28 protein-coding genes are annotated in these 26,444 nt (G+C 37.4%); 10 read left to right on the forward strand and 18 right to left on the reverse strand.

The genetic code is table 11. The annotated features are described in order from the left end of the window. Positions 1 to 37: 37 nt before the first annotated feature. Together FH508_RS14535 and FH508_RS14540 are read right to left on the reverse strand one after the other, a co-directional pair. Positions 38 to 1,276 (reverse strand): DNA polymerase IV, encoded by a 1,239-nt coding sequence (locus tag FH508_RS14535; RefSeq protein WP_173479116.1) that lies wholly within the window; start codon positions 1,274 to 1,276, stop codon positions 38 to 40. Positions 1,277 to 1,315: 39 nt separating this feature from the next. Beyond that, positions 1,316 to 2,719 carry an aminotransferase-like domain-containing protein gene (locus FH508_RS14540; protein ID WP_173478990.1) on the reverse strand — a complete coding sequence of 468 codons (1,404 nt, stop codon included), beginning with the start codon at positions 2,717 to 2,719 and terminating at the stop codon, positions 1,316 to 1,318. A gap of 128 nt (positions 2,720 to 2,847) precedes the next feature. Here FH508_RS14540 and FH508_RS14545 point away from each other — a divergent pair, with 128 nt between their 5' ends. Next, complete coding sequence (locus FH508_RS14545) at positions 2,848 to 4,011, forward strand: aminotransferase-like domain-containing protein (protein ID WP_173478991.1); 1,164 nt, start codon at positions 2,848 to 2,850, stop codon at positions 4,009 to 4,011. Positions 4,012 to 4,061: 50 nt separating this feature from the next. Here the strand turns inward: FH508_RS14545 and FH508_RS14550 are convergent, their stop codons facing one another. Then, positions 4,062 to 4,622 carry a helix-turn-helix domain-containing protein gene (locus tag FH508_RS14550; RefSeq protein ID WP_173478992.1) on the reverse strand — a complete coding sequence of 187 codons (561 nt, stop codon included), beginning with the start codon at positions 4,620 to 4,622 and terminating at the stop codon, positions 4,062 to 4,064. A gap of 113 nt (positions 4,623 to 4,735) precedes the next feature. Between FH508_RS14550 and FH508_RS14555 the strand changes: the two genes are divergently transcribed. After that, positions 4,736 to 5,332 (forward strand): LysE family translocator, encoded by a 597-nt coding sequence (locus FH508_RS14555; RefSeq protein WP_173478993.1) that lies wholly within the window; start codon positions 4,736 to 4,738, stop codon positions 5,330 to 5,332. Positions 5,333 to 5,396: 64 nt separating this feature from the next. Here FH508_RS14555 and FH508_RS23950 read toward each other — a convergent pair whose 3' ends face one another. From FH508_RS23950 to bioD, 5 genes are all read right to left on the reverse strand, one after another. Continuing rightward, positions 5,397 to 5,519 carry a hypothetical protein gene (locus FH508_RS23950; RefSeq protein ID WP_255639584.1) on the reverse strand — a complete coding sequence of 41 codons (123 nt, stop codon included), beginning with the start codon at positions 5,517 to 5,519 and terminating at the stop codon, positions 5,397 to 5,399. A 356-nt stretch (positions 5,520 to 5,875) separates the two neighbouring features. Continuing rightward, complete coding sequence (gene bioB, locus FH508_RS14560; protein ID WP_173478994.1) at positions 5,876 to 6,871, reverse strand: biotin synthase BioB; 996 nt, start codon at positions 6,869 to 6,871, stop codon at positions 5,876 to 5,878. Then, a complete protein-coding gene (locus tag FH508_RS14565; protein WP_173478995.1) occupies positions 6,868 to 7,461 on the reverse strand; it encodes a biotin transporter BioY in 594 nt (197 codons plus the stop codon). Before FH508_RS14565 ends, bioB begins: the two co-directional genes overlap by 4 nt. After that, positions 7,428 to 8,831, reverse strand: a complete 1,404-nt coding sequence (gene bioA / locus FH508_RS14570) for an adenosylmethionine--8-amino-7-oxononanoate transaminase (protein WP_173478996.1) — start codon at positions 8,829 to 8,831, stop codon at positions 7,428 to 7,430. Before bioA ends, FH508_RS14565 begins: the two co-directional genes overlap by 34 nt. Beyond that, the gene (bioD, locus tag FH508_RS14575) at positions 8,812 to 9,516 is read right to left on the reverse strand and encodes a dethiobiotin synthase (RefSeq protein WP_173478997.1); all 705 of its coding nucleotides are present in this window, start codon (positions 9,514 to 9,516) and stop codon (positions 8,812 to 8,814) included. Before bioD ends, bioA begins: the two co-directional genes overlap by 20 nt. A gap of 231 nt (positions 9,517 to 9,747) precedes the next feature. Between bioD and FH508_RS14580 the strand changes: the two genes are divergently transcribed. After that, positions 9,748 to 10,212 carry a hypothetical protein gene (locus tag FH508_RS14580; RefSeq protein WP_173478998.1) on the forward strand — a complete coding sequence of 155 codons (465 nt, stop codon included), beginning with the start codon at positions 9,748 to 9,750 and terminating at the stop codon, positions 10,210 to 10,212. A gap of 89 nt (positions 10,213 to 10,301) precedes the next feature. Next, positions 10,302 to 10,826: a hypothetical protein gene (locus FH508_RS14585; RefSeq protein WP_173478999.1), complete on the forward strand. Its 525-nt coding sequence runs from the start codon at positions 10,302 to 10,304 to the stop codon at positions 10,824 to 10,826. Between the two features lie 103 nt (positions 10,827 to 10,929). Here the strand turns inward: FH508_RS14585 and FH508_RS14590 are convergent, their stop codons facing one another. After that, positions 10,930 to 11,970 carry a beta-carotene 15,15'-monooxygenase gene (locus tag FH508_RS14590; RefSeq protein ID WP_173479000.1) on the reverse strand — a complete coding sequence of 347 codons (1,041 nt, stop codon included), beginning with the start codon at positions 11,968 to 11,970 and terminating at the stop codon, positions 10,930 to 10,932. 170 nt (positions 11,971 to 12,140) lie between these two features. Next, the gene (locus FH508_RS14595) at positions 12,141 to 13,025 is read right to left on the reverse strand and encodes an AraC family transcriptional regulator (RefSeq protein WP_173479001.1); all 885 of its coding nucleotides are present in this window, start codon (positions 13,023 to 13,025) and stop codon (positions 12,141 to 12,143) included. 108 nt (positions 13,026 to 13,133) lie between these two features. Between FH508_RS14595 and FH508_RS14600 the strand changes: the two genes are divergently transcribed. Both FH508_RS14600 and FH508_RS14605 read left to right on the forward strand, forming a co-directional pair. Further along, on the forward strand, positions 13,134 to 14,060 hold the full coding sequence (locus FH508_RS14600) for a DMT family transporter (protein ID WP_173479117.1): 927 nt from the start codon (positions 13,134 to 13,136) through the stop codon (positions 14,058 to 14,060). Positions 14,061 to 14,240: 180 nt separating this feature from the next. Next, on the forward strand, positions 14,241 to 15,287 hold the full coding sequence (locus FH508_RS14605) for a Cj0069 family protein (RefSeq protein ID WP_173479002.1): 1,047 nt from the start codon (positions 14,241 to 14,243) through the stop codon (positions 15,285 to 15,287). Between the two features lie 140 nt (positions 15,288 to 15,427). Here the strand turns inward: FH508_RS14605 and FH508_RS14610 are convergent, their stop codons facing one another. Together FH508_RS14610 and FH508_RS14615 are read right to left on the reverse strand one after the other, a co-directional pair. Then, entirely contained in the window at positions 15,428 to 16,060 is a 633-nt protein-coding gene (locus FH508_RS14610) for a LysE family transporter (protein WP_173479003.1), read from the reverse strand. 256 nt (positions 16,061 to 16,316) lie between these two features. Further along, entirely contained in the window at positions 16,317 to 17,057 is a 741-nt protein-coding gene (locus tag FH508_RS14615; RefSeq protein WP_228134082.1) for a tetratricopeptide repeat protein, read from the reverse strand. 354 nt (positions 17,058 to 17,411) lie between these two features. On the opposite strand from FH508_RS14615, the gene FH508_RS14620 reads away from it, so the two are divergent. The 3 genes from FH508_RS14620 to nspC all read left to right on the forward strand — a co-directional run bounded on the left by FH508_RS14620 (position 17,412) and on the right by nspC (position 20,145). After that, positions 17,412 to 17,600, forward strand: a complete 189-nt coding sequence (locus tag FH508_RS14620; RefSeq protein WP_173479004.1) for a hypothetical protein — start codon at positions 17,412 to 17,414, stop codon at positions 17,598 to 17,600. A gap of 179 nt (positions 17,601 to 17,779) precedes the next feature. Then, positions 17,780 to 19,009: a saccharopine dehydrogenase family protein gene (locus tag FH508_RS14625; protein WP_139860563.1), complete on the forward strand. Its 1,230-nt coding sequence runs from the start codon at positions 17,780 to 17,782 to the stop codon at positions 19,007 to 19,009. Further along, positions 19,006 to 20,145 carry a carboxynorspermidine decarboxylase gene (gene nspC, locus FH508_RS14630; RefSeq protein ID WP_139860561.1) on the forward strand — a complete coding sequence of 380 codons (1,140 nt, stop codon included), beginning with the start codon at positions 19,006 to 19,008 and terminating at the stop codon, positions 20,143 to 20,145. Before FH508_RS14625 ends, nspC begins: the two co-directional genes overlap by 4 nt. Before the next feature lie 86 nt (positions 20,146 to 20,231). On the opposite strand, the gene FH508_RS14635 is transcribed toward nspC, so the two are convergent. The 5 genes from FH508_RS14635 to mce form a co-directional block, all read right to left on the reverse strand. Continuing rightward, complete coding sequence (locus tag FH508_RS14635; RefSeq protein WP_139860559.1) at positions 20,232 to 20,720, reverse strand: chemotaxis protein CheW; 489 nt, start codon at positions 20,718 to 20,720, stop codon at positions 20,232 to 20,234. A 19-nt stretch (positions 20,721 to 20,739) separates the two neighbouring features. Continuing rightward, positions 20,740 to 21,861, reverse strand: coding sequence for a M20/M25/M40 family metallo-hydrolase (locus tag FH508_RS14640; RefSeq protein WP_173479005.1), 1,122 nt, complete (start codon positions 21,859 to 21,861; stop codon positions 20,740 to 20,742). A 170-nt stretch (positions 21,862 to 22,031) separates the two neighbouring features. Further along, the gene (locus FH508_RS14645; protein WP_173479006.1) at positions 22,032 to 22,985 is read right to left on the reverse strand and encodes a hypothetical protein; all 954 of its coding nucleotides are present in this window, start codon (positions 22,983 to 22,985) and stop codon (positions 22,032 to 22,034) included. 147 nt (positions 22,986 to 23,132) lie between these two features. Further along, positions 23,133 to 24,680 (reverse strand): acyl-CoA carboxylase subunit beta, encoded by a 1,548-nt coding sequence (locus FH508_RS14650; protein WP_173479007.1) that lies wholly within the window; start codon positions 24,678 to 24,680, stop codon positions 23,133 to 23,135. Positions 24,681 to 24,685: 5 nt separating this feature from the next. Next, positions 24,686 to 25,099: a methylmalonyl-CoA epimerase gene (gene mce / locus FH508_RS14655; protein ID WP_173479008.1), complete on the reverse strand. Its 414-nt coding sequence runs from the start codon at positions 25,097 to 25,099 to the stop codon at positions 24,686 to 24,688. Between the two features lie 125 nt (positions 25,100 to 25,224). Here mce and prli42 point away from each other — a divergent pair, with 125 nt between their 5' ends. After that, positions 25,225 to 25,320, forward strand: a complete 96-nt coding sequence (gene prli42, locus FH508_RS14660) for a stressosome-associated protein Prli42 (protein ID WP_173479009.1) — start codon at positions 25,225 to 25,227, stop codon at positions 25,318 to 25,320. Positions 25,321 to 25,340: 20 nt separating this feature from the next. Here prli42 and FH508_RS14665 read toward each other — a convergent pair whose 3' ends face one another. Continuing rightward, positions 25,341 to 26,348 carry an aromatic acid exporter family protein gene (locus FH508_RS14665; RefSeq protein ID WP_173479010.1) on the reverse strand — a complete coding sequence of 336 codons (1,008 nt, stop codon included), beginning with the start codon at positions 26,346 to 26,348 and terminating at the stop codon, positions 25,341 to 25,343. Positions 26,349 to 26,444: the final 96 nt, after the last annotated feature.

Below are 26,444 nucleotides of genomic sequence, written 5' to 3' on the forward strand. Positions count from 1 at the left end.
ACGTAATGCCCCTTTGTACTTATGTTTAGGTTAACTCCTACTCGTGGTCGTCCAAAAAGTCTTTGCTAAAGCTCGTTTGTGATTGGTAAGATGATCGTTTGCCGATATCCACACCTCGTTTAATGATCCCTTTCCCAAAGCGCCCTTCAATCTCATCCACTACCTTTAAAATCGGCTCGTCTTTTACATGCTCTTCAAAATTGAAAATAGACAACTGTTGGCTATAATCTTTCCGATCAACCACATTGGAAACAGTCACCCCGAGCAAACGAACAGGCGATTCATCCCAATGTTTATCAAATAGTCCACAGGCAATTTCATAAATATCCTCAAAGCGATAAATGACATTCGTCATCGATTTTGAGCGTGTATGATTGTGCCAATCTGCATCACGAATTTGTATACTGACTGTGGAACCTGCTAAACGTTTTGCATCAAGCCGTTCTGCTACTTTTTTACACAATCCTTCAATCGTTTTATGCAAGGCACGTAAATCGATTACATCATGTGGTAATGTCGTAGAATTACCGACACTTTTCGTATCATAAATTGCTTCTGGATCAACTTCTCTAGTATCAATTCCATTGGCTCTTGCGCGGAGTCTAACCCCATTTTTCCCTAATATATGTTTGATTTTATGTTCATCCACCTTAGCCAAATGACCGATTGTAAAAATGCCTTGGTCATTTAACTTTTTGGCTGTACTTTCACCAATGCCATGCATTTCGACTACTTCAAGTGGCCAAAGTACTTGTTCAATATCTCGTAGTCTTAATACTGTAATACCCATCGGTTTTTTCATATCCGATGCAGTTTTTGCTAAAAACTTATTGGGGGCTACACCAATAGAGCAAGGCAAATCCAATTCAGCTAATAATCGACTTTGTATTTCCTGGGCAATTTGAAGCGCATGGCGCTCCTTACTTAATAATGTTACATCCATATAGCCTTCATCAATTGATACTGGTTCCACCAGTGCCGTATAGCTACGTAAAATAGCAAACATCGCTTTGGAAGCCTCACGGTATTTTTGAAAATCTGGTGGTAGCAACAATAAATCTGGACATTTACGTTTTGCTTCATGTACCGTCATTGTCGTATAAACGCCAAGCGCCCTCGCCTCATATGAACATGTCACTAATATGCCCCGTCTTTCCTTTGGGTTCCCTGCAATTGCGATTGGTTTCCCTTTTAAGCTAGGATCATGCGCCTGCTCAACAGATGCATAAAAACTATTCATATCAACATGAAAAATAATCCGTCCTTTATGTTCCATCATTTCACCACACATACCATTATTATGTACTATCTATTTTTAATCTATAAAAGTATAGTCACCATCACTTTCGAGCAATTCCTTTAATACGGTTAAGGCTTGCTCCAGTTGCATGCTATTTTCGGGTGCAGTTATTGCCAATCGAACTGCATTTACAGGTTTAGCATTTCCTACTGCAAAACGCTCTGCAGCATATACTTGTACGCCCGCTTTCGATGCAAGCAATTCAAACTGCACACCAGTAAATTTTTCAGGCAATAGAAGCCATCTAAAAATGCATTCATCATTGCCTAAAATATTGTACTCACCTAAATATTGATTAACAAGGGCATTTTGTTGTTTAGCATATAATCGTTGTTTCTCTAAAATCGTTTGAGCAACTCCATCTTGGATTAATCTTGCTGTAAGCTCCACCATGACTGGTGAAACAGATATATTCATATTATATAATGTTTCAATAATTTTCTTTCTTAAAGCACTAGGTGTCACAACAAAAGAAAGTCTTAACCCAGGTGAAATCGTTTTGGACACGCTAGCAATATAAACTACCTTTTCTGGTGCATAAAGTGCAATTGGTGCAAGAGGCTGTTCTTGTAAAAAGCTATATATTGCATCCTCAATAACAATTAAATCTTTTTGCCTTGCCACTTCTGCAATCATTTTCCTCGTATCGATTGACATTGTATGGGTTGTAGGATTATGAAAATCAGGAATGACGTAAAGACCTTTAATATGTTCATTTTTACAAGCATATAAGAGCCCTTCTTTTGTCATTTCTCCATCTTTTTGGTGAATAGCCACAAGTTGTATTCCGAGCATATTCGCCGCCGTTTTTATCCCCGCATATGTAATTGGATCTGTTCCAATGCGATCTCCTGGATGGAACAATGCTGCTAGTGTAGCGACAATTGCATTTTGTCCTCCTGCCCCCAACACGATAGGCTGATCTGTTTGAAAGCCGACTTTTTCCAAAAGTTTTGCTGCTGCTTCTGTTTGCCAGGCGTTCGCCTCAGGTCGTCCATATTGAAACAAATTGCTGAAATGCGAATCATTCAGCATTTTTTTCATATAGCGTGTTATTTCCTCATTGGCATATGTCGTAGGCAACACGGAACCCAACTCAATCATATGAGCAGAATGACTTGTAGGTAATAAAATTTTATTCGTTGCGGCATCAGAAGAAACAAACGTACCGCTCCCTATTGAAGCATAAATGAGCCCTTTTTGTCCGCAAAGCTTAAACGCACGCGTAATCGTGCTTAAATTTACATCTAAATAATCAGCAATCTCACGTTGTGGAGGTAACTTTGTTCCTGGCAATAAAATACCTTCTTTAATATCCTGTTCAAGCTGTTCAGCAATTGCAATATATATTGGTCCTGAAATATTACGGATATTTGGCTTCCAGCTCATTGGGTATTCATCAAATGAATTGAATGGCATATTTTATGCCCCTTTCTCCTCAAATTTGCATACAATATTTAAATTGTCTTGCATACAATGATAATATTGTATGCATATGATTACAATGATATAATTTTTAAAAAATCAGAAAAAGGACCGATAAAATTATGCAATATTCTGAAAGAATCTTAAACACACCATCCTCATTTATCCGTAATATTTTAAAAGTAACGGATGCCGAGGATGTTATTTCCTTTGCTGGCGGGCTTCCAAACCCAATCTCTTTCCCCATTGATGCATTAAAAGCATCTGTTGATCACGCCATTAGTGAAAATGGTAGTCGACTATTCCAATATTCATCAACGCAAGGTTATGCACCTCTACGTGAATACATCGCTGCAAAATATCGACGTGTTCATGGGTTAGATATCCATGCGGATGATATATTGATTACAACTGGTTCACAGCAAGCACTTGAACTGATTGGGAAGGTACTTATCAATAAAGGAGATGGCATCATCATTGAGGAGCCAGGCTATTTAGGAGCGATTCAAGCCTTCACATTAAGTGAGCCTACTTTTTATGGTGTAACACTTGAAAATGATGGTCTTAATTTAGAAGAGTTAGAGAATGCTTTACAGCAACCTAACGTAAAATTCATCTATACTGTACCAAACTTTCAAAATCCAACGGGACTAACGTATTCAAAGGAAAAGCGTCAACAAATTTATGACATCATTGCTAAATATGACGTAGCATTAATTGAAGATGATCCGTATGGAGAATTACGCTTCCATGGTGAGCCACTACCTTATATCGGTGCTGGAAAACTCGAAAATAGTATTTTATTAGGTTCTTTCTCTAAAACAGTTACACCAGGTATGCGCTTAGGCTTTGTCATTACAAAAAACAAAGAGTTAATGAAACATATTGAAACAGCAAAGCAAGCAACTGACCTACACACAAACATTTTCTCTCAATATGTCATTTATGATTATTTAGCAAATAATGACTATACAGAACACGTGAAAAAAATTGTTTCATTATATAAAAATCAATCCGATGCAATGCTAGATGCGATGCAAGAATTCTTCCCTGCACACGTTACGTACACAAGACCAGATGGGGGAATGTTTATCTGGGCTACAATGCATAACGGAGCAACTGCATTGGACGTTTTCAACAAGGCAATGGAACAAAAAGTCGCATTCGTTCCTGGTGACCCATTCTACACATCTAAAACAGGCGTAAATACAATGCGTCTAAACTATACAAATGCCACACCTGAAATTATCCGTGAAGGGATTAAACGTTTAGGCAGTATTTTATAAAGACAAAAAGAACCGTATAAGGCGCTATGAATACGCGCCCATACGGCTTTTTATTTTTCATTAGGATAATAGATTGTCATCGCTAACTTCGTTAATGTATTACATGTATTGCTATAGAAATGCGGTCGGTCAGCTTTAAATCGAATAGAGTCACCATTTTTTAATTTATACTCGTTGTCATTAACCCGTATCATTAATTCGCCTTCAAAAACGGTAATAAACTCTTCCGTTCCTTCCTTATGCGCTTCAGCGCTTAATTTTCCCTCTTTATCAATCTCAATGGTATATATTTCAAAGCGACCGTCCTCTTGAAATGGAAAATTCGGATATACTCTATATTTTCCATTATCCTCTGACAATACTTGAATATCCTTTTTATAAATTACTTCAGTATCCGTTTGTGGTTGATGGATAAGGGAAGTAAAAGAAACCTTTAGCCCATTTGCGATTTTCCATATTGTTGTAAGCGTCGGACTGGACTCCCCTCTTTCAATTTGTCCAATCATTGTTTTACTTACACCACATAGTTGAGACACTTTTTCTAAGCTTAATTTTTCTTTTTCTCGAATGGCTTTTAAATTTCTTGCAAAAATAAGATGAATTTCTTCCATACGATCACCTCTTTACATATGTACAATATAACGTACGTTTTGTATAATAAAAAGAACGACGTTATATTGTTTATTTCAGACATTATAACATACAAGTTAAAAGGAGGATGAAAATGCCCTACCTATCTTTTTTAGTATTCGTGGTTATTACTAGCTTTACGCCAGGTCCGAACAACATTATGGCCATGGCATTTGCCAATCAATTCGGTTTGACCAAAACCATTCAGTTTTGTCTAGGTGTTGGAATTGGTTTTTGTACAATAACTGCACTAAGTTGTTTTTTTAATATTGCACTCATCAGCGTCATGCCTATTATTAACCTCCCATTAACCATTTTAGGGGTAGTCTATATGTTATATTTAGCTTATAAAATATTAACTTCAAAAGAGAATGATAATAATAATGGCCACTATTCTAATGAAAAAAAACGCAGCCTTTTGTTGCTGGGTGCTTTCTTGCAATTTATAAATCCAAAAGGGATATTATTTGGCATTACAGTAGTTGCTACCTATATTCTCCCTTATTATTCATCGTTTACGAGCTACATTTTTTTCGCCCTATTTTTAGGGTTTGTGGGCATTATAAGTACATTTAGTTGGGCGCTATTTGGTTCAGCTTTTCGCAAAGTACTCATTAAATATCGTCAACCATTTAATATTGTAATGGCACTGTTATTAGTTTATAGTGCCTTTTCAATACTCATACACTAATGAAAACAAAGAAACCACATTGTACGTTATTGCGTACAATGTGGTTTCTTTAAACGAATAAGCATTATTTTGTATATGTTAAAACGGCATTTTTCTTATATTTCGCTAACGCTGCTGTTGCCTCATCTTTGTTTGTATATTCAAAAATACGAACATTTTTATTCTCAAATACTGTTACAACCCACATCTTAACCTCTCCTTTCTATTTTATTTTTGTAATATAACAATCATCGAAAATGTGATGTAAAAATCAAACTGTCTTATAACAACTTCTTGCTGATTCTTATTTTACGCTCTTTTTTTAAAAAATAAAGCTTTATGTGAAGCCCTTCACAAACTGTTCAATTTCAAAACGCTTACATTGAACAATTTGTGAAAATCTTCATATTTTAGGTATAAATGATGAACCATATACTTGCCTACGATAACTTTACATGAACATAAGAAAAACCGTCTGTACGCCTTTTCCACGACGTATAAACGGTCTTCCAATTTCAATCATCAGTAAGTAGTAGTAGATTTTATTTTATAAGGATGATGATTTTAACAAAACACTTCTTCTTGCTTTTGTGTAAGCTCTATTTCAAAGCCTAAATCTTCGAGCATACGAAAATCGCTATTCACTTCCTGCCCTTCCGTCGTTAAGTAATCCCCGACAAAGATACTATTTGCTGCATACATTCCGAATGGTTGGAGAGAACCTAAATTAACTTCGCGGCCACCAGAAATACGAATTTCCTTCGTTGGATTTATATAACGGAACAATGCTAAAACTTTTAAACAATAGCGAGGATTTAACTCCTGAGTTCCTTCTAGCTTCGTCCCATCGATTGCATGTAGAAAGTTAACAGGAATCGAATCTGCATCCAATTGGTGCAGAGCACGTGCTATTTCCACTACATCTTCTTTCGTTTCCTTCATGCCAATAATGGCCCCAGAGCACGGCGAAAGACCATGTTTTTTCACAACTTCAACCGTATTGACACGATCTTCATACGTGTGGGTAGTCGTAATAAAAGAATGATGTCGCGCAGATGTATTTAAATTATGATTGTAGCGATCAACACCAGCTTTTTTTAATTGCTGCGCTTGCTCTTCCTTTAGTAATCCAAGACAAGCACAAACTTTTAAACCGTATTGTGCTTTAATTTCTTCAACTGCTTCACTCACTATATTGACGTCTTTTCGAGTTGGTCCCCGTCCGCTTGCTACAATGCAGTAGGTACCTATTTTATTTTCAAACGCACGTTTTGCCCCAGCTAATATTTCCTCTTTTGTTATGAAAGGGTATTTCTCTATAGGAGCTGTTGACTTGGATGACTGAGAGCAATACCCACAATCTTCTGGACAATAGCCACTCTTTGCATTCATGATCATATTCAACTTTACCTTTTTGCCGTAATAATGCTTTCGGATAGCAAAGGCACCGTCCATTAGCTTTAAAATGTCATCGTCATGACTATTTAAAATAGCAAGTGCCTCGTCATGACTAATTATTTTACCCTCAATCACTTCATTTGCTAATTGTAACCAATTCACTGTACATTCTCCTTTTCAACTCGCACAAGTTTTATAGCTCTAGCCGAACGAAATACTTTATATAATCGTTCTGCTAATAAGGCAGAGGCAATCGCTAAGCAAAAGTCTGCAACAATACTATTTAGAAACCCTACTAAGAAAACATGAGACCAGCTTGATTGCATGTTTAACCATACATTCAATGCCAAATATAAATATGGAACCGCCACTGCATAAATAATGATAAGCCCTACAATATTGGCACCAATGAAATGTTTTTTTGTTGGAGCTTCTACTCGATTAATTAGAAAACCGATCACTAATGCAGCAAGTGCGAAGCCTATTAAGTAACCAAAAGTCGGTTGCAATACATATGTAATGCCCCCACCTTGTGTAAAAACTGGCATGCCAGCTAAACCAATTCCTATGTAAACGAGTTGACTTAGAAATCCATTGCGTCCACCAAGTAAGCAACCTGCCAAAAAAACAAAGACAATTTGTAATGTAAACGGCACTACAGGAAGTGGTATTTTAATAAAAGCACCAATGGCTGTTAAAGCAGCAAACATTGCGATCATCACAAGTGATAGCGTTGATTGTCTTTGAAACATGCATTATTCCCCCGTTCTTCAAAAAATTGAACAATTGTTTCTTTTGTTGTCTGTATCATAAATTGCATCTCTTCGTCCGTTATTATATAAGGCGGCATAAAGTACAAAACATTCCCTAATGGACGAATAAGTAATCCTTTTGTTAATGCTCTTTTATATATTTGATAGCCAATACGCTCCTCACTCGAGAATGGCTCTTTCATTTCACGATTCGCCACTAACTCGATTGCCCCGACAAAGCCTACTTGTCGATATTCGCCAACAAAAGGCAAATCACTAAAAGCCTCAACTGCTAGCTTACGCATGCGTTCACCTTTTTCTTGCACAATGTTTATATAATGCTCTTCTTCAAACATCGACAATACTTCTAGAGCAACACGGCAAGCAAGTGTATTGCCCGTATAACTATGCGAATGTAAAAATGCTTTCATCGTCGCATAATCATCATAAAATGCTTGGTATACTTCATTTGTTGTTAACACAACAGAAAGCGGTAAATAACCACCTGTTAAGCCTTTTGATAAGCACATAAAATCTGGTGAAATAGCTGCTTGCTCGCAGGCAAAGAGTGTACCTGTTCGACCAAAGCCAACTGCAATTTCATCAGCTATTAGATGGACATCATAGTTTGTACATAGCTCCCGTAAACGTCGTAAATAAATAGAAGGATACATTTTCATGCCTGCCGCCGCTTGAATCAGTGGCTCAATAATGACCGCTGTAATTTCCATATGATGCTGACTCAGCTCTTTTTCAACAAAAGATATGCATTGGGCATCACAACTTTGTGGATTTTTATTGAAGGGACAACGAAAACAATCAGGTCCCTGAGCTCGCACTGTATCCAGTAAAAGTGGCTGATACACTTCATTATAAAGATCGACACCACCGACTGATAAAGCACCAAGTGTTTCTCCGTGATAAGCATCTGTTAATGCAAGAAATCGTTTTTTCGTCGTTTTCCCTATTTGCATGTGATACTGAAAACTCATTTTTAATGCAATTTCGATCGCGGATGAGCCATTATCGGCAAAAAATACTTTTTGCAAGCTTCGTGGTGTTAAAGCTACTAATTTTTGCGCGAGCTTAATAGCTGGCACATGTGAGAAATTTGCAAAAATTACATGCTCCAACGTAAATGCTTGCTCACTTAAAGCCTGACTTATTCGCGGGTTAGCATGTCCAAATAAGTTCACCCACCAGGAAGAAACAGCATCTAAATAACGATTATTCTTTTCATCGTACAACCATACGCCTTGTCCTTTTTTAATAACAATTGGCGGGAAGTCCTCATAATCCTTCATTTGAGAGCATGGATGCCATACATGTTGCAAATCCATTTTTTGTAATTCAGTTATTACTTGTTTCATGTTTTAATAGCCTTTCAAACAATGTTGTATCCGTTATCGCAAACTCAATCATCTGCGATATATCTTTCAGCATTGGAATCGTCGCAAACGGTAATGGGTAATGTTTTAAAATCGTTTTAATATTATCTTGCTCTATCTCACTACCCATGTCACCGTTGAAAACAATGCCAAGAACTTCAATTTGCCGAGAGTTTAAAGCCTCTAATGTTAAAAGCGTATGATTTATCGTACCAAGCGTTGTTCGAGTGACAACGACAACTGGTAGTTTACTTTGAACAATGACATCGATAAGTGTTGTTTCGCCATCTGAGTCCAGTGGGACAAAAATCCCTCCTGCGCCTTCACAAATGACAACATCCCATTTTTGCTGTAATTGCTGCATCTGACTTAATAATCGCTGTATATTTATTTGCTGCCCCTCCAGTTGAGCAGCAAAATGTGGCGAGGCTGCTTCTTTAAATGAATAGCCATTTAAATTTTCTCGGTCGAGCAATTGTAAAGAATATTTTTCATACATGGACGTATCGTAGTAGTAGGTTTGCTCTCCATCATGGACTTCACCAGTTTGTACTGGCTTGTAAGGCGTCACATGGAAGCCCTGTTTTTGCAAATTTCGCACTAATAATGTTGTAACAATGGTTTTACCAACATCCGTATCTGTGCCAACAACCCAAAAATGTTGCATCTTAACCTCCCTTTCATTTTGAGTTAACTAACTATAGAATTTAAGTTAACACATATATTTTCATTTTGTAAATGCTCTTTTTAGTTTTTTTACGAAAAATCCTGCTTTTTTATATTAATTAAAGCGTGTTCCACTAGCGATTTATTTGGGTTTATTAGTAATTTGTTGTTTCAAAATTTAAAAAGGATTTTAGTCCTACTATGTAGTATTAAGAAGATAGGGGGTGGCAAAATGTTTGGATTGTTTAAAGAAACTGAGAAAATCATTGAACCATATGAGCAAGTGAGCAAAATTTTAAATTCATTACTTACTTACGAGATTAGGGATTTACCACTGCGTTATGAATTTTGGTACCGCTTGGCCATTCGTCAGGAAGAATATCGAACATTACAAGCAGAGCATCGAGCAAAAATTTCAATGCATACAGCAGTAGGACGTTTTCATCAAATCCAGTATGAGGCGACAAAACAAAAGTGTACGAAGCTCGAACGACTAGCGGATATTTATAAGAATTTTTGTATTGAAGAAGACCGACAAGCATTAAATCATCGCCTACATTTTCATAAGGAAACAATTGCAGAGATTTACGAGCACGTGCAAAATAAAGAGCTATATACATATAATGATTCAGTACAGCAACAATTTTGGGAGGCTGTTAGCGAAGACATACTAAAAGCAATTGCCCATCTAGATTAACTCTAGATGGGCAATTTACTCATGTAATACATTGAAACATATGGTAAATTTAATGAAATACATCCGTATTTAGTAAGGAGAATATTTTTATGATTGCTTGGATTATTACTGCTGAAATTGCCTTTTGGATTGTCATCCTACTAGGTCTCATAAGTAGATACCATTTTAAAAAGCAAAAACTAAGCATCATTTTTTTTGCACTTACACCTATTATTGATTTATTACTTGTATGGCTAACTGTTATGGATTTACGAGCTGGTACCCCAGCATCCATATCTCATGGTATCGCCGCAGTATATATTGGTGTTTCAATTGCCTATGGAAAAACGATGATTGCTTGGGCAGATGAAAAGTTTCAACAATGGTTTTTAAAACTGCCGATAGAAAAGAAACGACTAACAGGACTAGCGAAAGGTATTCATGAAATTAAAATGCTTGGTCTTCATGTCATTGCCTACATAATTAGTGCTAGCTTATTGTATGCGATGATTATTTTTATCGGTCAACTGACTGATACATCTTCCCTCTTCCAAGTCATGAAAATTTGGGGCATCGTTTTACTAGTAGATGCTGTTATTAGTCTTTCGTATATCATTTTCCCTAGTAAAAAATAATCCCCCGCCTCATATTGCCCTACAAAAAGTTGGCTATCTTATTCAAATAGTTTAATAAAAAAAGCCTCGCACAAATATGTGCGAGGCGCTAACTTTATTACAATCACGCTTCATTATTTCCCATACCTTGCTGAAGTATTTCTTTTAATTCCTGTATTTGATCGACTTTAATTGCTACATGATTATAGCGCTTTTTAATGCCTAACATAAACGTTACTTCCAGCGGTTCTCTCATCTTCAATATAATTTGGGGATAGGCTTCTCCAAAATCACGTGCGATAAAATCAATGGTATCTTTCGATAATTTCTCTTTTAACAATTCTGGGTCTTTTTCTATTTTTTCGATATTAGCAAAGCGAATAGTCGTTCGTTTCATTAAACCTAAAGATAAATAAAGTGCATCATTTGTTGCATAAATAGGATTTAGGCGAACTGCCTGCATATCTGCTATGAAAAATAACACTGAATATACATTAAGTATTAATAAAAGGATAGATAATAACATTGATTTCTCATGCAACCACCAATGTATGCCGATTGTTTCTATGACGATCGCATGAATCATCATCATTTGAAAGGCAATGTAGCTGGAGTTTTTATGCAAAGTAATTCCCGCTCGTTCTTTCCTCTTCCAACTTGCAAATCCGTAATAAAGAACGAGTAAATCTGTACAGAGCAATTGAATGATCGGATACTTCGGCGCATGTTTTTCAACAGCTTGCGGAAAAGAGAATATATCTGGCAGTGCACTTGCTCTTACATCCGCAAATATTTTAGGCATATAGTAGACAAGCGTTGTGACGAATAATACTTCAATAACAATTAGTGCACCCTCAATCGCAAATCCAGCCCAAGTTACCGCGACGAACGGCTGTAAATGATCGATTGGAATAATAAAACGTGCAGCAATACAGCCTGAAGCGGCTAAAATAATCGCTTGCTTAATAGAAAATTTTCGTTTATAAAGCATCATTAACACTGGCATAACGATTATAAAATCGAGTAATGAACCGAGTACAACGCCTGCTGTTTCGGCTGGTAATATCGACACACCAATTCCTGTGTTATATAGCGAGTAGTTACTAATTAATACAACGAATAAAAATACAAGCCAAATATTTCGCTTCTCTTTTAAGGCTATCATGACGTATCCCTCCTTTAAAATTGCCATTACTTCCATTCCTATTGTTATCTATATAGTTAACTTTAAAATATTTGGTATAATTTTCAAAGTCTTTTCCATAACAAACGACTTTTATTATGCTAGAATTGTCATCGAATGTTCACTGATTTGTCCAGTCATTCCGCAGTAGGTTATTTTGCTAGAAATTTTTTACGATACACATGGGGGGAATAGCCCGTATACTCCTTAAAGCGTTCAATATAGTAGCTCACCGTACTAAAGCCAGTGATGGAGGCAATAAAAGTGATGGAATGCTCACTATCTCGCAACAGTTCGATACTTTTTCGTAAACGATATTGTAATAAATACGTAAAAGGTGTTATACCCACTATTTTTTTAAAGAAGCGACTACATTCAGCTCTACTTATAAAAACATGTGCAGCTAACATTTCAAGTGTTATTTTTTCTTGATAATGACAATGGATATAATCGAGCATTTCTTTTGCACGCTCATGTTGGACAATCATCGATGACTGCATCGTTTCCTCTGTTAGCTTTGATTGCATTAATATCGATTCCCAAATCGATAGCAATGCCCTCAACACTTGAATTTCAAAATACGCAGTTCGTTCTTTTATTAGGTGAGCAGTTCTTTCAACTTCTTGCGCAAGCTCTCCTGAAAGCTTTACATATGGGAGTCTATTATTTTCTACATATGGACTGACATATTTAGCTGTGACAATACTCCCTTCATGTCCTCCTAAAAATTTTGGATCTACATTTATACAAAAAAGCTGCGATTGCTCAACATTGTAAGGTCTTGCTTCATGTAAACAAGCCGCATTGACAAATAAGCCCTCCCCCTCCTCAAGTATTAACACATCAGCACCTACACGATATTTGATGCGTCCACTTTTGACATAGACAAATTGAATTTCCTTATGCCAATGTAATGGTAAAAAATCACGCCGATCAATTCGCAAATACGTTTCATATAACGCAACAGGAAAAGCATTCGAGCCATGTAACGTTAATTCCTGTAAATCTTTCGCTACTTTAATATGTGTTAGCGCCATTGTAACCACCTCAATATATTGATATATCTAACCGTATAATTCGATATTTCTTCAAGTAATAAGTGTTTATAATATCTCTATATTGATAGTTTAGGAGATGTTATAGTGATGAATCAACAAAATAAAAAAAATCCTATTTTTGGTTTTATACTTGTCATTCTCGGCGCAAGTTTTTGGGGAATTGGTGGAACAGTCGCCCAAAAACTTTTCCAACAAGAACAAATTGAAGTTGGGTGGCTTGTTTCGAGCAGGCTTCTGTTAGCTGGTATGCTATTAATTGCCGTCTACAAGATTACACACCGTCAACAATCCATTTTTGTTATGTGGCGAACAAAGCAAGATGCTTTTAGACAAATTCTTTTTAGTATACTCGGCATGCTTGCTGTACAATACACCTACATGATGTCCATTGCAATCGGCAATTCTGCTGTAGCGACTTTACTGCAATATTTGGCTCCTCTCTTCATCATCGCTTTTTATATTATTAAAAGGCAAAGCAAACTTACGAAGCAGGATGGAATTGCAGTTACACTCACACTTACAGGTACGACATTATTGCTGACAAATGGATCTCTTTCTACGCTTTCTGTACCAGCGATGAGCGTAGTTTGGGGTGTGCTATCGGGGCTTTCTGTCGCTTTTTATACATTATATGCAGTACCGCTTTTACAGCAATTTCATTCATTACTTGTAGTCGGTTGGGCAATGCTAATTGGCGGTTCTGTTATGAGCATTTTTTATCAGCCATGGCACATCGACTTATCGACATGGACCATGGCTACGAGCGCTTACTTTTTGTTTATCATTATTTTTGGGACAATGCTTGCCTTTTGGTTCTACATTGCAAGTTTGCATTACTTATCACCAAAAGAAACAAGTTTACTAGGCAGCCTAGAGCCATTAACAGCTGTATTGACAAGTGTGCTATGGCTACAAATTCCGTTTGGGGGCTTCCAAATGCTTGGAACATTCCTTATCCTATGCATGATTTTATATCTTACGGTATTTCAGAAAAAACAACTTGAATTGGGCTAAAAAACCAAATAATTAGTAGATTGCGACAAAATTAGATAATTCCAAAAATTAATAGTCACAAACTACTAGATTGAAAATTCCAACTATGATTTTGTATATAAAATTTACATATTTCATATATCTTTTCTCCTTGTTTGTCCAGTATACTAAAAAATATCATGACAATAAGGAGGTATATATATGAATAGAAAAGTAATTTTCTTCGAAGTACGTGGAGGCACTGATAAGGGACCCGATGGCTTCAGACAAGATACGATGCCAATGGTAAATGCACTTAAACAACGCGGACAAGATGCGGAAGTAGTGTTCTTTGATATCGCAAAAAAAGACGCCATCTTTGAGTACGTTAAAGAACACGGCATTGCCTATGTATCCCGCATTAACCCTGGTAATTTAGAACACGAGGAAGAATATTTCGAAATGCTGCGTGATTTATGTGCAGCGGGGGTCATTGGCATGCCACATCCCGATGCAATGACTGGCTACGGTTCTAAAGATGTATTATCGAAATTAGTCTCTACAAATTTAGTACCCGATGATACGTTTGCTTATTACACAATTGAAGCATTTAAGGCACAATTCCCTACCTCCCTTGCAATTACTGAGCGCGTATTAAAGCAAAATAGAGGCTCAACTGGAGAGGGTATTTGGCGTGTAAAATTAGTCGAACCGCTTGCTGCTGGCATTACAGATGTACCGCTAGATGCCGAGATTAAATGTACTGAGGCAAAAGACAATCATGTAGAGTATTGGAAGCTTGGCGAGTTCATGACATTTTGCGAGCAGTATATCACTGGCACAAATGGGATGCTCATTGATATGCGCTTCCTTCCACGTATTACTGAAGGCGAAATCCGCTTATTTATGTTGCGTGACAAACCAGTTCACGTGGTACATAAAAAACCAGCCGATACTGAAGATGCCTTTAGTGCAACACTTTTCTCTGGTGCTCAATATCGCTACGATAAACCAGAGGAATGGGAAGAACTTGTACAAAACTTTTTAACACAGCTACCTCTTGTCACGAACTTATTAGGCAATTACGACCTACCACTTATTTGGACAGCTGATTTCATGTTGGATACAAATGAAGCAGGAGAAGATTGTTACATTTTAGGTGAAATGAATTGTTCATGTGTAGGCTTTACTTCGGAACTAACTTTGGCACATCAAGTTGCAGAAGAGATTTTAGCTTGTCTTCATGAACATCGTGAAATTCCTGCATAACTATTCACGACGAAAAATTTTCACATCAACTTTAGACTATAAACAAATTGTTTATAGTCTTTGTTTATTTGATGGTTAGTTCTTTGTTGCAATATAAAAAGGCATTGAGAATCTCCTCAATGCCTTGTCGATGCTTATCTTTATCTATACATTTTAATGCCTTGAATAAACTCATAAATGAAATATCCTGCGAAACAAATTAATAAGACGCCTGAGATCATTGTAAGTGTTTTAATCATCTTGCGACTCATCGCCTTACGTGTAACCGAAACAATGGTCATTAAACCAATGTCGTGCAGTAAAATACCGCTAAGTATTCCAGCAGCTATTACTAGGAAGCTAGCCGATTCCCCTTGATTATACGATTTTGCTAGAACGACACCGAATACATTTACCCAAAAAACGAGGTTGCCTGGCGAAATAGCCACTAGCAGCCCATTTCGATACGATGTGAAAAATGATTTAGTCACCTTTTCACCCGCTAGCGTAATATCCTTATCGGCGTTTTTAATCGAATCGAGTCCTAGTAAAAATAAAAAACCAGCTCCAATAATCCACATTGGCAGTTGAATTATCGGCATGGCTAATATAGTAGCAAGTCCCATATACAGGGCAAAAACTAATACTACATCAACCGTCATACCACCAAGACCTACTGCCCAGCCATGCATAAAGCCATTTTTTAACCCTTGCTTTGTCATTTCAACAGTAATGGCGCCTACAGGCATTGCGATAGCAAGTCCAACTAATACATACGCAACATATAAACTCAAACAAACACTTCTTTCATGCTATAAAATAAGCTTCTTACGTCCGTTTATATAAATATTCTAGCATAAAAATACAGAAATTGTTTATTTTTTTATATTTATTCATTTATAAGTGCCTGACACTCATACAATTTATATTTATTCATGTAAAAAGCCACATAAACTGCTACAGGAGCGCAAATATGTTGCGTGCCAGTCACCCAAACAATTTATAATTATTCAAAGAATGCTACGTATGAAATCGACGTGTTTTTTCGTTTTACAACATTTGTTTCTTCCATTGAGCTAGTAAATCCTCAGACTTCGCAATTTCAACCTTTAACTCAACTTGCTTGGCAGAGCAACGTTTTTTCGCCTTTTGCCAAGCTTCCTCCAATGCAGGTATGTAACTTAAATTTTTCGTAGAAGCTACTAGCTGGAAAAAAATATTCCCTTGAATATAGTACCAACGAGGGTTCATTCTATCTAACTCAATCGCTTCTTCAATAAGGCGCAGTGCCAAATATGGGCTCGCTTCCAAACGATTAATAAATTGGGCAAAGGCTCCCCAGTATAAAGCTTTATTAGGCTGGAGTTTTATTGCCTCCGCATATTGTACCATTGCTTTATCTGGCTCTTTGGCAAGGACAAAATATTCAGCCATTGTATAGTAAGCATTCGCCTGTGCTTCTATTGACCCTGCTAATAATTCATCAACTACTTTGCCAAACTGCTCATCATCCTGAGTTCCAATATATGCGGCGAGGACATCACGCTCAGGATAAGATCCATCTACACGTTCAACACTTTGTTGCATATTTTCCGCACTTGGCATCGGCATATTGGCATATCCATTTGCCTCTAAAAGTGCCACATGCTGTTGGATAGTTGGAAATGAAGCGTCAGCTCCAAATGATTCATCCACTAATAATGCTTTTGCCAAATTATAGCTTTCTTTTACTTGACCATTTACAAAAAATTCATTTACTTGTTGCACTTGTTCATTAAATTGATTTATCACTATATAATCCTCACCTTCACCTAAAGAAAAGTCTTATTGGTAGTTTACCATCTTTAGAGAGAAAAACAGCAATTATCATGAAAAGCAATGCATGAAAAGCCCATTTTTTTAATATACATATGGTCACCCTATTGTTCTTGTCGAAAACCATTCAAATCTCAATTTGCAAATAATTGGAGCAAAAAATACGAATTATGCTCGTTTGAAAGTAAAGACGAAAACCATAATGCTTAATTCTAGTTTTTCATCATCATAATAGTTATTATTTGGATTATTTTCTGAATTATGAGATAATTGAAGTAAAATTTCTTTCTTGTTTTGGGGCTAGTAAATTTCAATTTAGGAGGGCTTGCTATGAATCGACACTTTCATCTGTTAATACTACTAATGGGCAATTTACTTATACTAGGAGCCATTTTCATTTATGCTTTGCAAAGTCAAGTGCAAGTGGCCTTCAGCACCTATGGCCTCGTGATGGGATTATTAAGTATGCTACTAATCTTTATTTTTTATTTATGGGGGGACGTCGAGCATCAACTTTAGGTGCCCACTTAACGTGCCAGTCACTCACACAATTTAGCTATTCCCTCTTAAGTTCGCCTAATAAATGTTGAAAAAAAATTTTTTTTGTAGAAATTTAAAAACAATGATTGAGTAGTATATCAATTTTCTGTATAATCAGCTTGTTTGACAATACTTTATATGAACTTGGGGGTAGACAATTGGGTAAAGCATTGATTATAGGAGCTGGCGGAGTAGCCAGTGTTGTGGTACACAAGTGTGTTCAGAATTCGGACGTATTTGAGGAAATTTGTATCGCAAGCAGAACTGTTTCAAAATGTGACGCTCTAAAAGAAAAACTAGACGGCGGAAAAACAAAGATTCATACTGCACAGGTAGACGCTGACAATACTGAAGAATTAATCGAGCTTATTAAAAGCTTCGGACCAGATGTTGTCATTAACGTAGCGTTACCTTATCAAGACTTAACGATTATGGATGCTTGCTTAGCGACAGGTGTGCACTATGTGGATACTGCAAACTACGAGCCACCTGAAACGGCAAAATTTGAATATAAATGGCAATGGGCTTATAAAGAAAAGTTCGAAAAAGCTGGCTTAACTGCGTTACTTGGTAGTGGATTTGATCCAGGCGTAACAGGCGTTTTCACTGCGCATGCTCAAAAACATGAATTCGACGAAATCCACTATATTGATATCGTAGATGCCAACGCTGGTGACCACGGTTATCATTTCGCAACAAACTTTAATCCAGAAATCAACATTCGTGAAATTACAGCGAATGGTCGTTACTGGAAAGATGGCAAGTGGATTGAAACAGCACCACTTGAGAAAAAAGAAGTTTACAACTTACCCGAAATCGGTCCTAAAGATATTTACCTACTGTATCATGAAGAATTAGAATCAATTGCTAAAAACATTAAAGGTCTAAAGCAAATTCGATTCTGGATGACATTCTCTGAAAAATACTTAACACACTTAAAAGTATTAGAAAATGTAGGCATGACTTCAATTGAACCAATCGAATTCGAAGGTCAAATGATTCAGCCAATCCACTTCCTTAAAGCAGTATTACCAGATCCTGCATCACTAGGACCACGTACAAAAGGGAAAACAAATATCGGCTGTATTATCCGTGGTTTAAAAGATGGCAAAGAAAAAACTTACTACGTATATAACGTATGTGACCACGAAGAGTGCTATAACGAGGTAGGTTCACAAGCGATTTCATACACAACAGGTGTACCAGCAATGATTGGTGCAATGCTTGTCATGAACGGTCAATGGCAAAAGCCTGGCGTTTGGAACGTAGAAGAATTCGATCCAGATCCATTTATGGATGCGCTAAACAAATGGGGTCTTCCATGGCAAGAAAGCCATAACCCAGAATTACTAGACCTAGAGACTGAAGCGAAGGAACATAGCCGATGAAACCAATTGATTTCACCAAAGTTCCATCACCTTCATACGTAGTGGATGAACGTCTATTAACAAAAAACCTTGAGCTTTTAAAGTCGATACAAGATCGTACTGGCTGCCGTATTTTACTTGCACTTAAAGGGTTTTCAATGCATTCAACATTCCCTTTAGTTGGTGAATACTTAGCTGGCATTACATCAAGCTCTCTATTTGAAGCCCGTCTTGGTTATGAAAAGATGGGTAAAGAAGTTCATGTTTATGCACCTGCTTACGTAGAGCATGAAATGGACGAGCTTCTTGGCTATGTGGATCACATCGTCTTTAACTCTTTCAACCAATGGGCTCAATACAAAGACAAAGTCAAAGCTACTGGTAAATCAATTGAATGTGGAATTCGTGTAAATCCTGAATACTCTGAGATTGAAACAGCACTTTATGATCCTTGCTATACGAACTCTCGTCTTGGTACAACATTAGCTAACTTTGACAAATCTCAACTTGATGGTATAGATGGCTTACACTTCCATGCAATGTGTGAGCAAAACTCTGATACATTAGAGCGCATTATTGAAGTTGTCGAAGAAAAATTTGGTGATGTTTTACATCAAATGAAATGGCTAAACTTCGGCGGTGGTCACCATATCACTCGTGAAGATTATGATGTTGAAAAACTAGTGAATATCATCAATTATATTCAAGATAAATACAATCTCCTTGTTTATTTAGAGCCTGGTGAAGCTGTGGCGCTAAATACAGGTTACCTTGTAGCAACTGTTCTAGATGTTCAGAAAAATGGGATGGACTTAGCTATTTTGGACACTTCTGCAACTTGTCATATGCCTGATGTGCTTGAAATGCCTTACCGCCCAATGATCATCGGTTCAGGACAAGCAAATGAGCTAGCACACACATATCGCTTAGGTGGGCTTACATGTCTTGCTGGTGATGTGATTGGAGATTACTCATTTGAAGAACCGTTGAAACCTGGAGATCGCCTTGTTTTCACAGATATGGCGCACTACTCCATGGTAAAAAATCATATGTTTAACGGTGTTAACCTGCCATCTATCGTTTCGTATAACGATTCAGAAGGCATTAAAGTGATTCGTGAATTTAAGTTCGAAGACTATAGTGGTCGACTTTCTTAATGAAAACGAGAACCCCCTCCAATCTATTACGGTTGGAGGGGGTTCTTTTTATTGGTGTAATGACTTTTGACATCAATATGTAAAGCTTAAATCTCTACGTTTTCTTTTTCGTTTTCAAGCATTTTGTGTAAATAGTTTATAATTTCTCGAATGCCCTCTAAGGAATCTACGAGTATTTTTGGGTCAACATACGTAATCATACGATTTTCTAAATTCGCCACAGCCGTAAAATAGCGTGTTTTAGCATAATTGACAAGACCCATTTGCTTTAAAACAGATTCATCTAAATCGAGAATTTCCCTAGCTTCTGTCACGAGCAGCCCATAGTTTACTACATCTGTATTTAATACAATCACACGTGCTGTCGGTGCATTTGACGAACGATTATAGAGAATACGTTCAAAATCTAATACTGGAATTAGCTCTCCTCGATTTCTTGTAAAACCTAGTAAATAATTCGGTAAATGCGGAATTGGGGTTACTTGCTCTAGTTTTTCAATGGATATTGCTTGCTCCACTGGTACTGCATATTCCTCTGTACCACATGCAAAAACTACTGCCTTTACACTTTCCATCAGGTCACTTCCTTTTATTTTAGCGCTCGTGTTTTGCTGTTTCTTTCACGATTTCAACAAGCAAATCGGCTAATTTCTCTAATTCTTCTACAGGAATCTTTTCATTTGTTGTATGAATATCTTCATACCCTACTGATAGGTTAACCGTAGGGATACCAAAGCCTGCAATAATATTAGCGTCAGAGCCACCTCCAGAAATACCTAATAGAGGTGTTCTGTCAATATTACGTGCTGCCGCCATAGCTACCTGTACGACTTTATCTGACTCTGTTACACGGAAGCCAGGGTACATTAGTTTTACTTCTACTTCAGCACGTGCGCCCATTGAAGCTGCAACTTGCTCAAACGTATCTTGCATATGTTTTGTTTGGGCATCTAGCTTTGTTTTATCAATTGAACGTGCTTCTGCTAAAATGTTCACTTCATCGCACACAATGTTTGTAGCTTGTCCACCTTCAAAGCGGCCAATATTCGCAGTTGTTTCTTCATCTAATCTTCCAAGCTTCATTTGTGCAATACATTTTGAAGCAACCGTAATGGCAGATATCCCTTTCTCAGGAGCAACACCTGCATGCGCAGTTTTACCGATGATTTTCGTAAATATTTTCGCTTGGAATGGCGCTGCTGTCACGATTCCACCAACTTTGCCATCACTGTCAACTGCAAAGCCGTATTTTGCGATAATAGCAGTAGGGTCCAATTCTTTCGCTCCTACTAAACCACTCTCTTCCCCTGCTGTGATGATAAACTGGATGTCACCATGTTCAATTTGTTGTTCTTTTAATCGCTTTGCCATTTCAAACATCGCTGCTAGACCTGCTTTATCGTCTGCACCTAAAATTGTTGTGCCATCTGAAACGATATAGCCATCTTCACGAAGCGATGGTTTAATACCTTTTCCTGGTACAACCGTATCCATATGTGAAGTAAAATAGATTGGCTCAATATCTAATGTACCTTTTAATGTCGCGATAATATTTCCAGCACCGTGACCGTTGCGTGTATGTGCATCATCTTGCACTACTGAAAAACCAAGTGCTGTTAATTTTTCAATTAGAACTGGTGCAATAAGCTGTTCGTGTTTTGTTTCTGAATCGATTTGTACGAGCTCAAAAAACTCTTCTACTAAACGACTTGTCATGTTGTAAAACTCCCTTGATTTACGTGTTTTCCACGTCATAATATATGTATTAGTTTAGCACATTGACTGAAGAGTTGGAATAATACGCTAGTAGTAACTTCTTTATTTTATATTCAAAAATGCATAAAAGCCTGTGAAAAGAGTATGAGAAGCTCTTTCCACAGACTTTTTTATAGTTGTAAAATCTCTTTCTTTTCCATTTTTAATGTTTCCAAATATTCCAGTGCTCTATTATGCTTTTCCTGCAAACGTCTAACTGTATTATGTACATCATCTTGTACTCTGGATACTTGCTCTCTTGCTGTAGATATTTTGGAATGGACTGACCAAGCCGAAAATATATCATCAAAGAAGTAGTCTGCAAATTTCACAAAGCCATCTGTTTCAATTTGCAAAGATTTTGTCGACATGTCCTGTACATCCAGCAATTCGTTATGAAAGCGTTGCAAGGCAATTTGTGCACTATGGAGATAGTTTTCCGTTTTATCAAGCGCATCATGCTTTAAATGTGTGGCAATAAGGCCGCCGCCAAAAAATGTATCCCATGTCGAATAGCCGCTCGCTGAGTGTAGTGATGCAGCCGCCTGCCCCAGTTTAGTAAGCGCAATGTCACCTGCATCTTCCGCTTCTTGTATTTCTGAGATTAACTGTTTCGTTATAAATTCTTCATTTGCAAGCTGTTCTATTTTCTGAGCAACTTCGGGTTCATGTAATTGGAGATAGTTTTTCTTTTTTATATGTAGAATGTTTAATGCTTCTTGAAGTTGTTTTTCATTAATTTGCTTGAGCTTTTGATTAACCTGTTCAAAATCAAATGTTAAGTCTTTCAGCATTTTTTCCGCTTCCTTGATTTTTAATTCTAGAATGGCTGCCTTATCGATTTTCTCAGCGCGCAAATCGTCTTGTTGCCCAGTCCATGTACGAATCATATTCATAAACGAAAAGCCCTCTAGTTTATCAAGTTTCATACGAATTTGATTGTGTTCAGTAGAATGCTTAGTAATTTCCTGCTGTGCATGCTCGATTTGCCCTTCAATTAAAAACCTCTGCTCTCTTAATCTATTAGCATTTCTTAGTTGTCCTTGAAGTGTTTCCTGCTCAGTCTGTAATTGTTGCCATTCCATTCATCTCAACTCCCCTTTTGTATTTGTACGGATGAGCGAAAGAAATGTTTCAATTATCTGCCATTTTATAAAATTCTTTTTTGTTCCGAATCTGTTATCTCTCATACAAAAACCCAGCAACCAAATGGCTACTGGGTTTGTATATTATTATAGCGGAATATTTCCGTGTTTTTTCTCAGGACGTGTTTCGTGTTTATTTGACAGCATGTCTAAAGCTTGGATAAGTTTAATACGTGTATCACGTGGATCGATAACATCATCTACCATACCACGAGATGCCGCCACGTAAGGATTGGCAAACTTCTCTTTGTATTCTTCAATTTTCGCTGCACGCGTTGCTTCAGGATCTTCTGACTTCGCAATTTCACGCGCAAAGATGATATTTGCAGCACCCGCTGCACCCATAACCGCGATTTCAGCATTTGGCCAAGAGAATACTAGGTCAGCGCCAATTGATTTAGAGTTAAGTGCAACGTATGCACCACCATATGCTTTACGTAAAATTACTGTAATTTTTGGTACAGTTGCTTCTGAATAGGCATAAAGGATTTTCGCACCATGACGGATAATTCCACCATGCTCTTGTTTTACGCCTGGGAAGAATCCAGAAACGTCTTCAAATGTGATGATTGGGACATTGTACGCATCACAAGTTCGAATGAAACGGGCTGCCTTATCGGAAGAGTCGATATCAAGACCGCCAGCTAATACTTTAGGTTGGTTACATACAAGTCCTACTGATTCACCTGCAATACGCGCAAAGCCTACTACTACGTTTTTCGCAAATTCAGAGTGAACTTCCATGAATGAACCTTCGTCTACTACTTGTTCCACTACTTTACGCACATCGTATGGGCGAGTTGTTTCGATTGGAACAGTGTCTACGATTTCAGGACGGTAATCGTCCCCTTCAGGACGTGCCTGGCGTGGTGCTTTTTCTTTATTGTTTTGTGGTAAATAACTTAATAATTGTTTAATTTGATCGATGGCAGCTTCTTCCGACGGTGCACGGAAGTGAGCGTTACCACTTACTGCATTATTTACTTTAGAGCCACCAAGGTCTTCAGCAGAAATTTTTTCACCTGTTACTGTTTCAATAACTTTTGGTCCAGTAATGAACATTTGAGATGTTTTATCGACCATTAGGATAAAGTCTGTGATAGCTGGAGAATACACTGCTCCACCTGCACAAGGTCCCATAATGACTGAGATTTGTGGAATAACACCAGAGTAGATTGCATTACGGTAGAAAATATGTCCGTAACCGTCTAAAGAAAGTACACCCTCTTGAATACGTGCGCCGCCTGAATCGTTAATGCCGATGAATGGTGTGCCATTTTTAGCAGCAAGATCCATTACTGTCGCCATTTTTTTAGCGTGCATTTCACCAAGTGCTCCACCGAATACAGTGAAATCTTGAGAGAATAAGTAAACTGGACGTCCGTTAATTTTACCAAATCCTGTTACTACGCCGTCGCCAGGTCCTTCTAGTTTGTCCATACCGAAATCGACTGTACGGTGTGTAATGAATGGGTTAATTTCGAAAAACGTACCTTCATCGAGTAATAATTCAATACGCTCACGCGCAGTTAGCTTACCTTTTTCATGTTGCTTTTCGATGCGTTCATAGCCACCGCCAAGTTCAATTACCGTCTTACGATCATATAAGTCATTAATTTTATCGAACATATCCATACTAATCACTTTTCCCCTTTTCCGCTTTTATCACATAATTCATATAGCACACCGAAAGATGATTTAGGATGCAAGAAAGCAACCTCTGCACCACCAGCACCTGGCCCTGGCTCTTCTGATAAGAGGCGCACGCCTTTATCACGAAGTTCCGCCATACGCTCACGAATACCTGTTACACCGAATGCTACATGGTGAATGCCTTCGCCACGTTTCTCGATAAATCCGTGAATCGTACTTTTTTCGCTCATCGGTTCTAGTAATTCTAGTTTCACGTTGCCAGCGTCGATAAATGCAACACGGACTTGCTGAGATTCAACCTCTTCTACTTTCAGTAACTTTAAACCTAAAGTTTCTGTATAATATGTAATGCGTTCATCAAGATCGCGCACTGCAATCCCAATATGGTCTACTTTCTCCATGGTGACATCTCCTTCTGTTATGGTACATACCCTATTTTACAGATTTTTTTGTCAAAACTCTACTACTTGAGAAATTTTTCAGATTTGCTAAACTATTTATAAGAAAAGAAGGAGCGAACGAGCATATGAGTAATAAAAAATTTCAGAAAATCGTAGTTTATGCTATGATTGCCATTATGGTAATCTCATCTCTTGCATTTGGTTTATCGATGCTAGTTTAAGAAAGTGCGAAGCGTCCACATTACTGTGGGCGCTTTCCTTTGACCTTTAAGCCCTTATATGATTGCTTTATCTCTAAATAACGATCCATTTCTTCAATGAATTGATAAAGCGCAGCCTGAGCAATAAACTCTTGATGATTTGTCGGTAAAGGTAATTCGGCAAAATCTCTCTTTGCTAGCTCTAATTTCTCCCTAAAATGACCCGCAGTATTTCCTGAATGGACATGCTCACCAAGGTCTTGTAGGAAGTCCGCAACGATTTCCGCCTCTTGTACTATAACAGGTAGGGCAGTTATTTTAGGGAGTACTCGTTCAATTATTTCAAGCTGCTGTTCACGCATATCGAAGTAAAGATAATAATCATTTTGTCTTCGTGTAAAATGATTTTCAACATCTTTAAAAGCTAATGATTTTGCATCATTCAACGTTTTAATAGCTTGAATAATTTCCTGCCCATCCCATAATGTATCGCCTTGTCTTAAATAGCTGGCAATTTCTAAAAAAATCTTTTTGTACAGCTCCTCTATTTTAACTCTATAGTAATTTAATTCCTTTTGAATATCTGGCATATACATATTTATCGCTATTCCCGTACCATACCCGATAGCCATTAAAGCAAATTCATTATAAACAAGAGCTAACGTAAAGCCCTTTGCAGCGTATATATGCATAATTATAACCGCACTAGAGACGAAACCATCTGCTACCTTTAACGACACAATTGTCGGGATAAACAATACAAGCATACCTGCCAATGTTAGCGGGTGATAAGAAAATAGCTCAAAGCTTAAAAATGCATACAGCATACCAACTATGCTTGCGACAAAGCGGGTATAAGCAGCATGAAGTGATTTTTTCTTTGTTGGCTGCACACATAGGATCGTTAGAATACCAGCTGAAGCATAAGAAGCCAATTCAAAATACTGCGCAATCGCTATGGCAATAGCTGCACCGATTGCTGTTTTTAATGTACGATAGCCGATTGAAAATTTCTTCAAGTCGACTGCCTCCCATCCTTCAACTTTCATAACGAATAATTATTCATTAGAAGCTTTTCTTATCTAGTAAAACTTTTTAATCAGCAAGACTTTTATTTAGCCAATATTACAAAAATTCCAAAAGGA

This window comes from Lysinibacillus sp. CD3-6, from assembly GCF_006351725.2.
Lineage (GTDB): Bacteria > Bacillota > Bacilli > Bacillales_A > Planococcaceae > Lysinibacillus.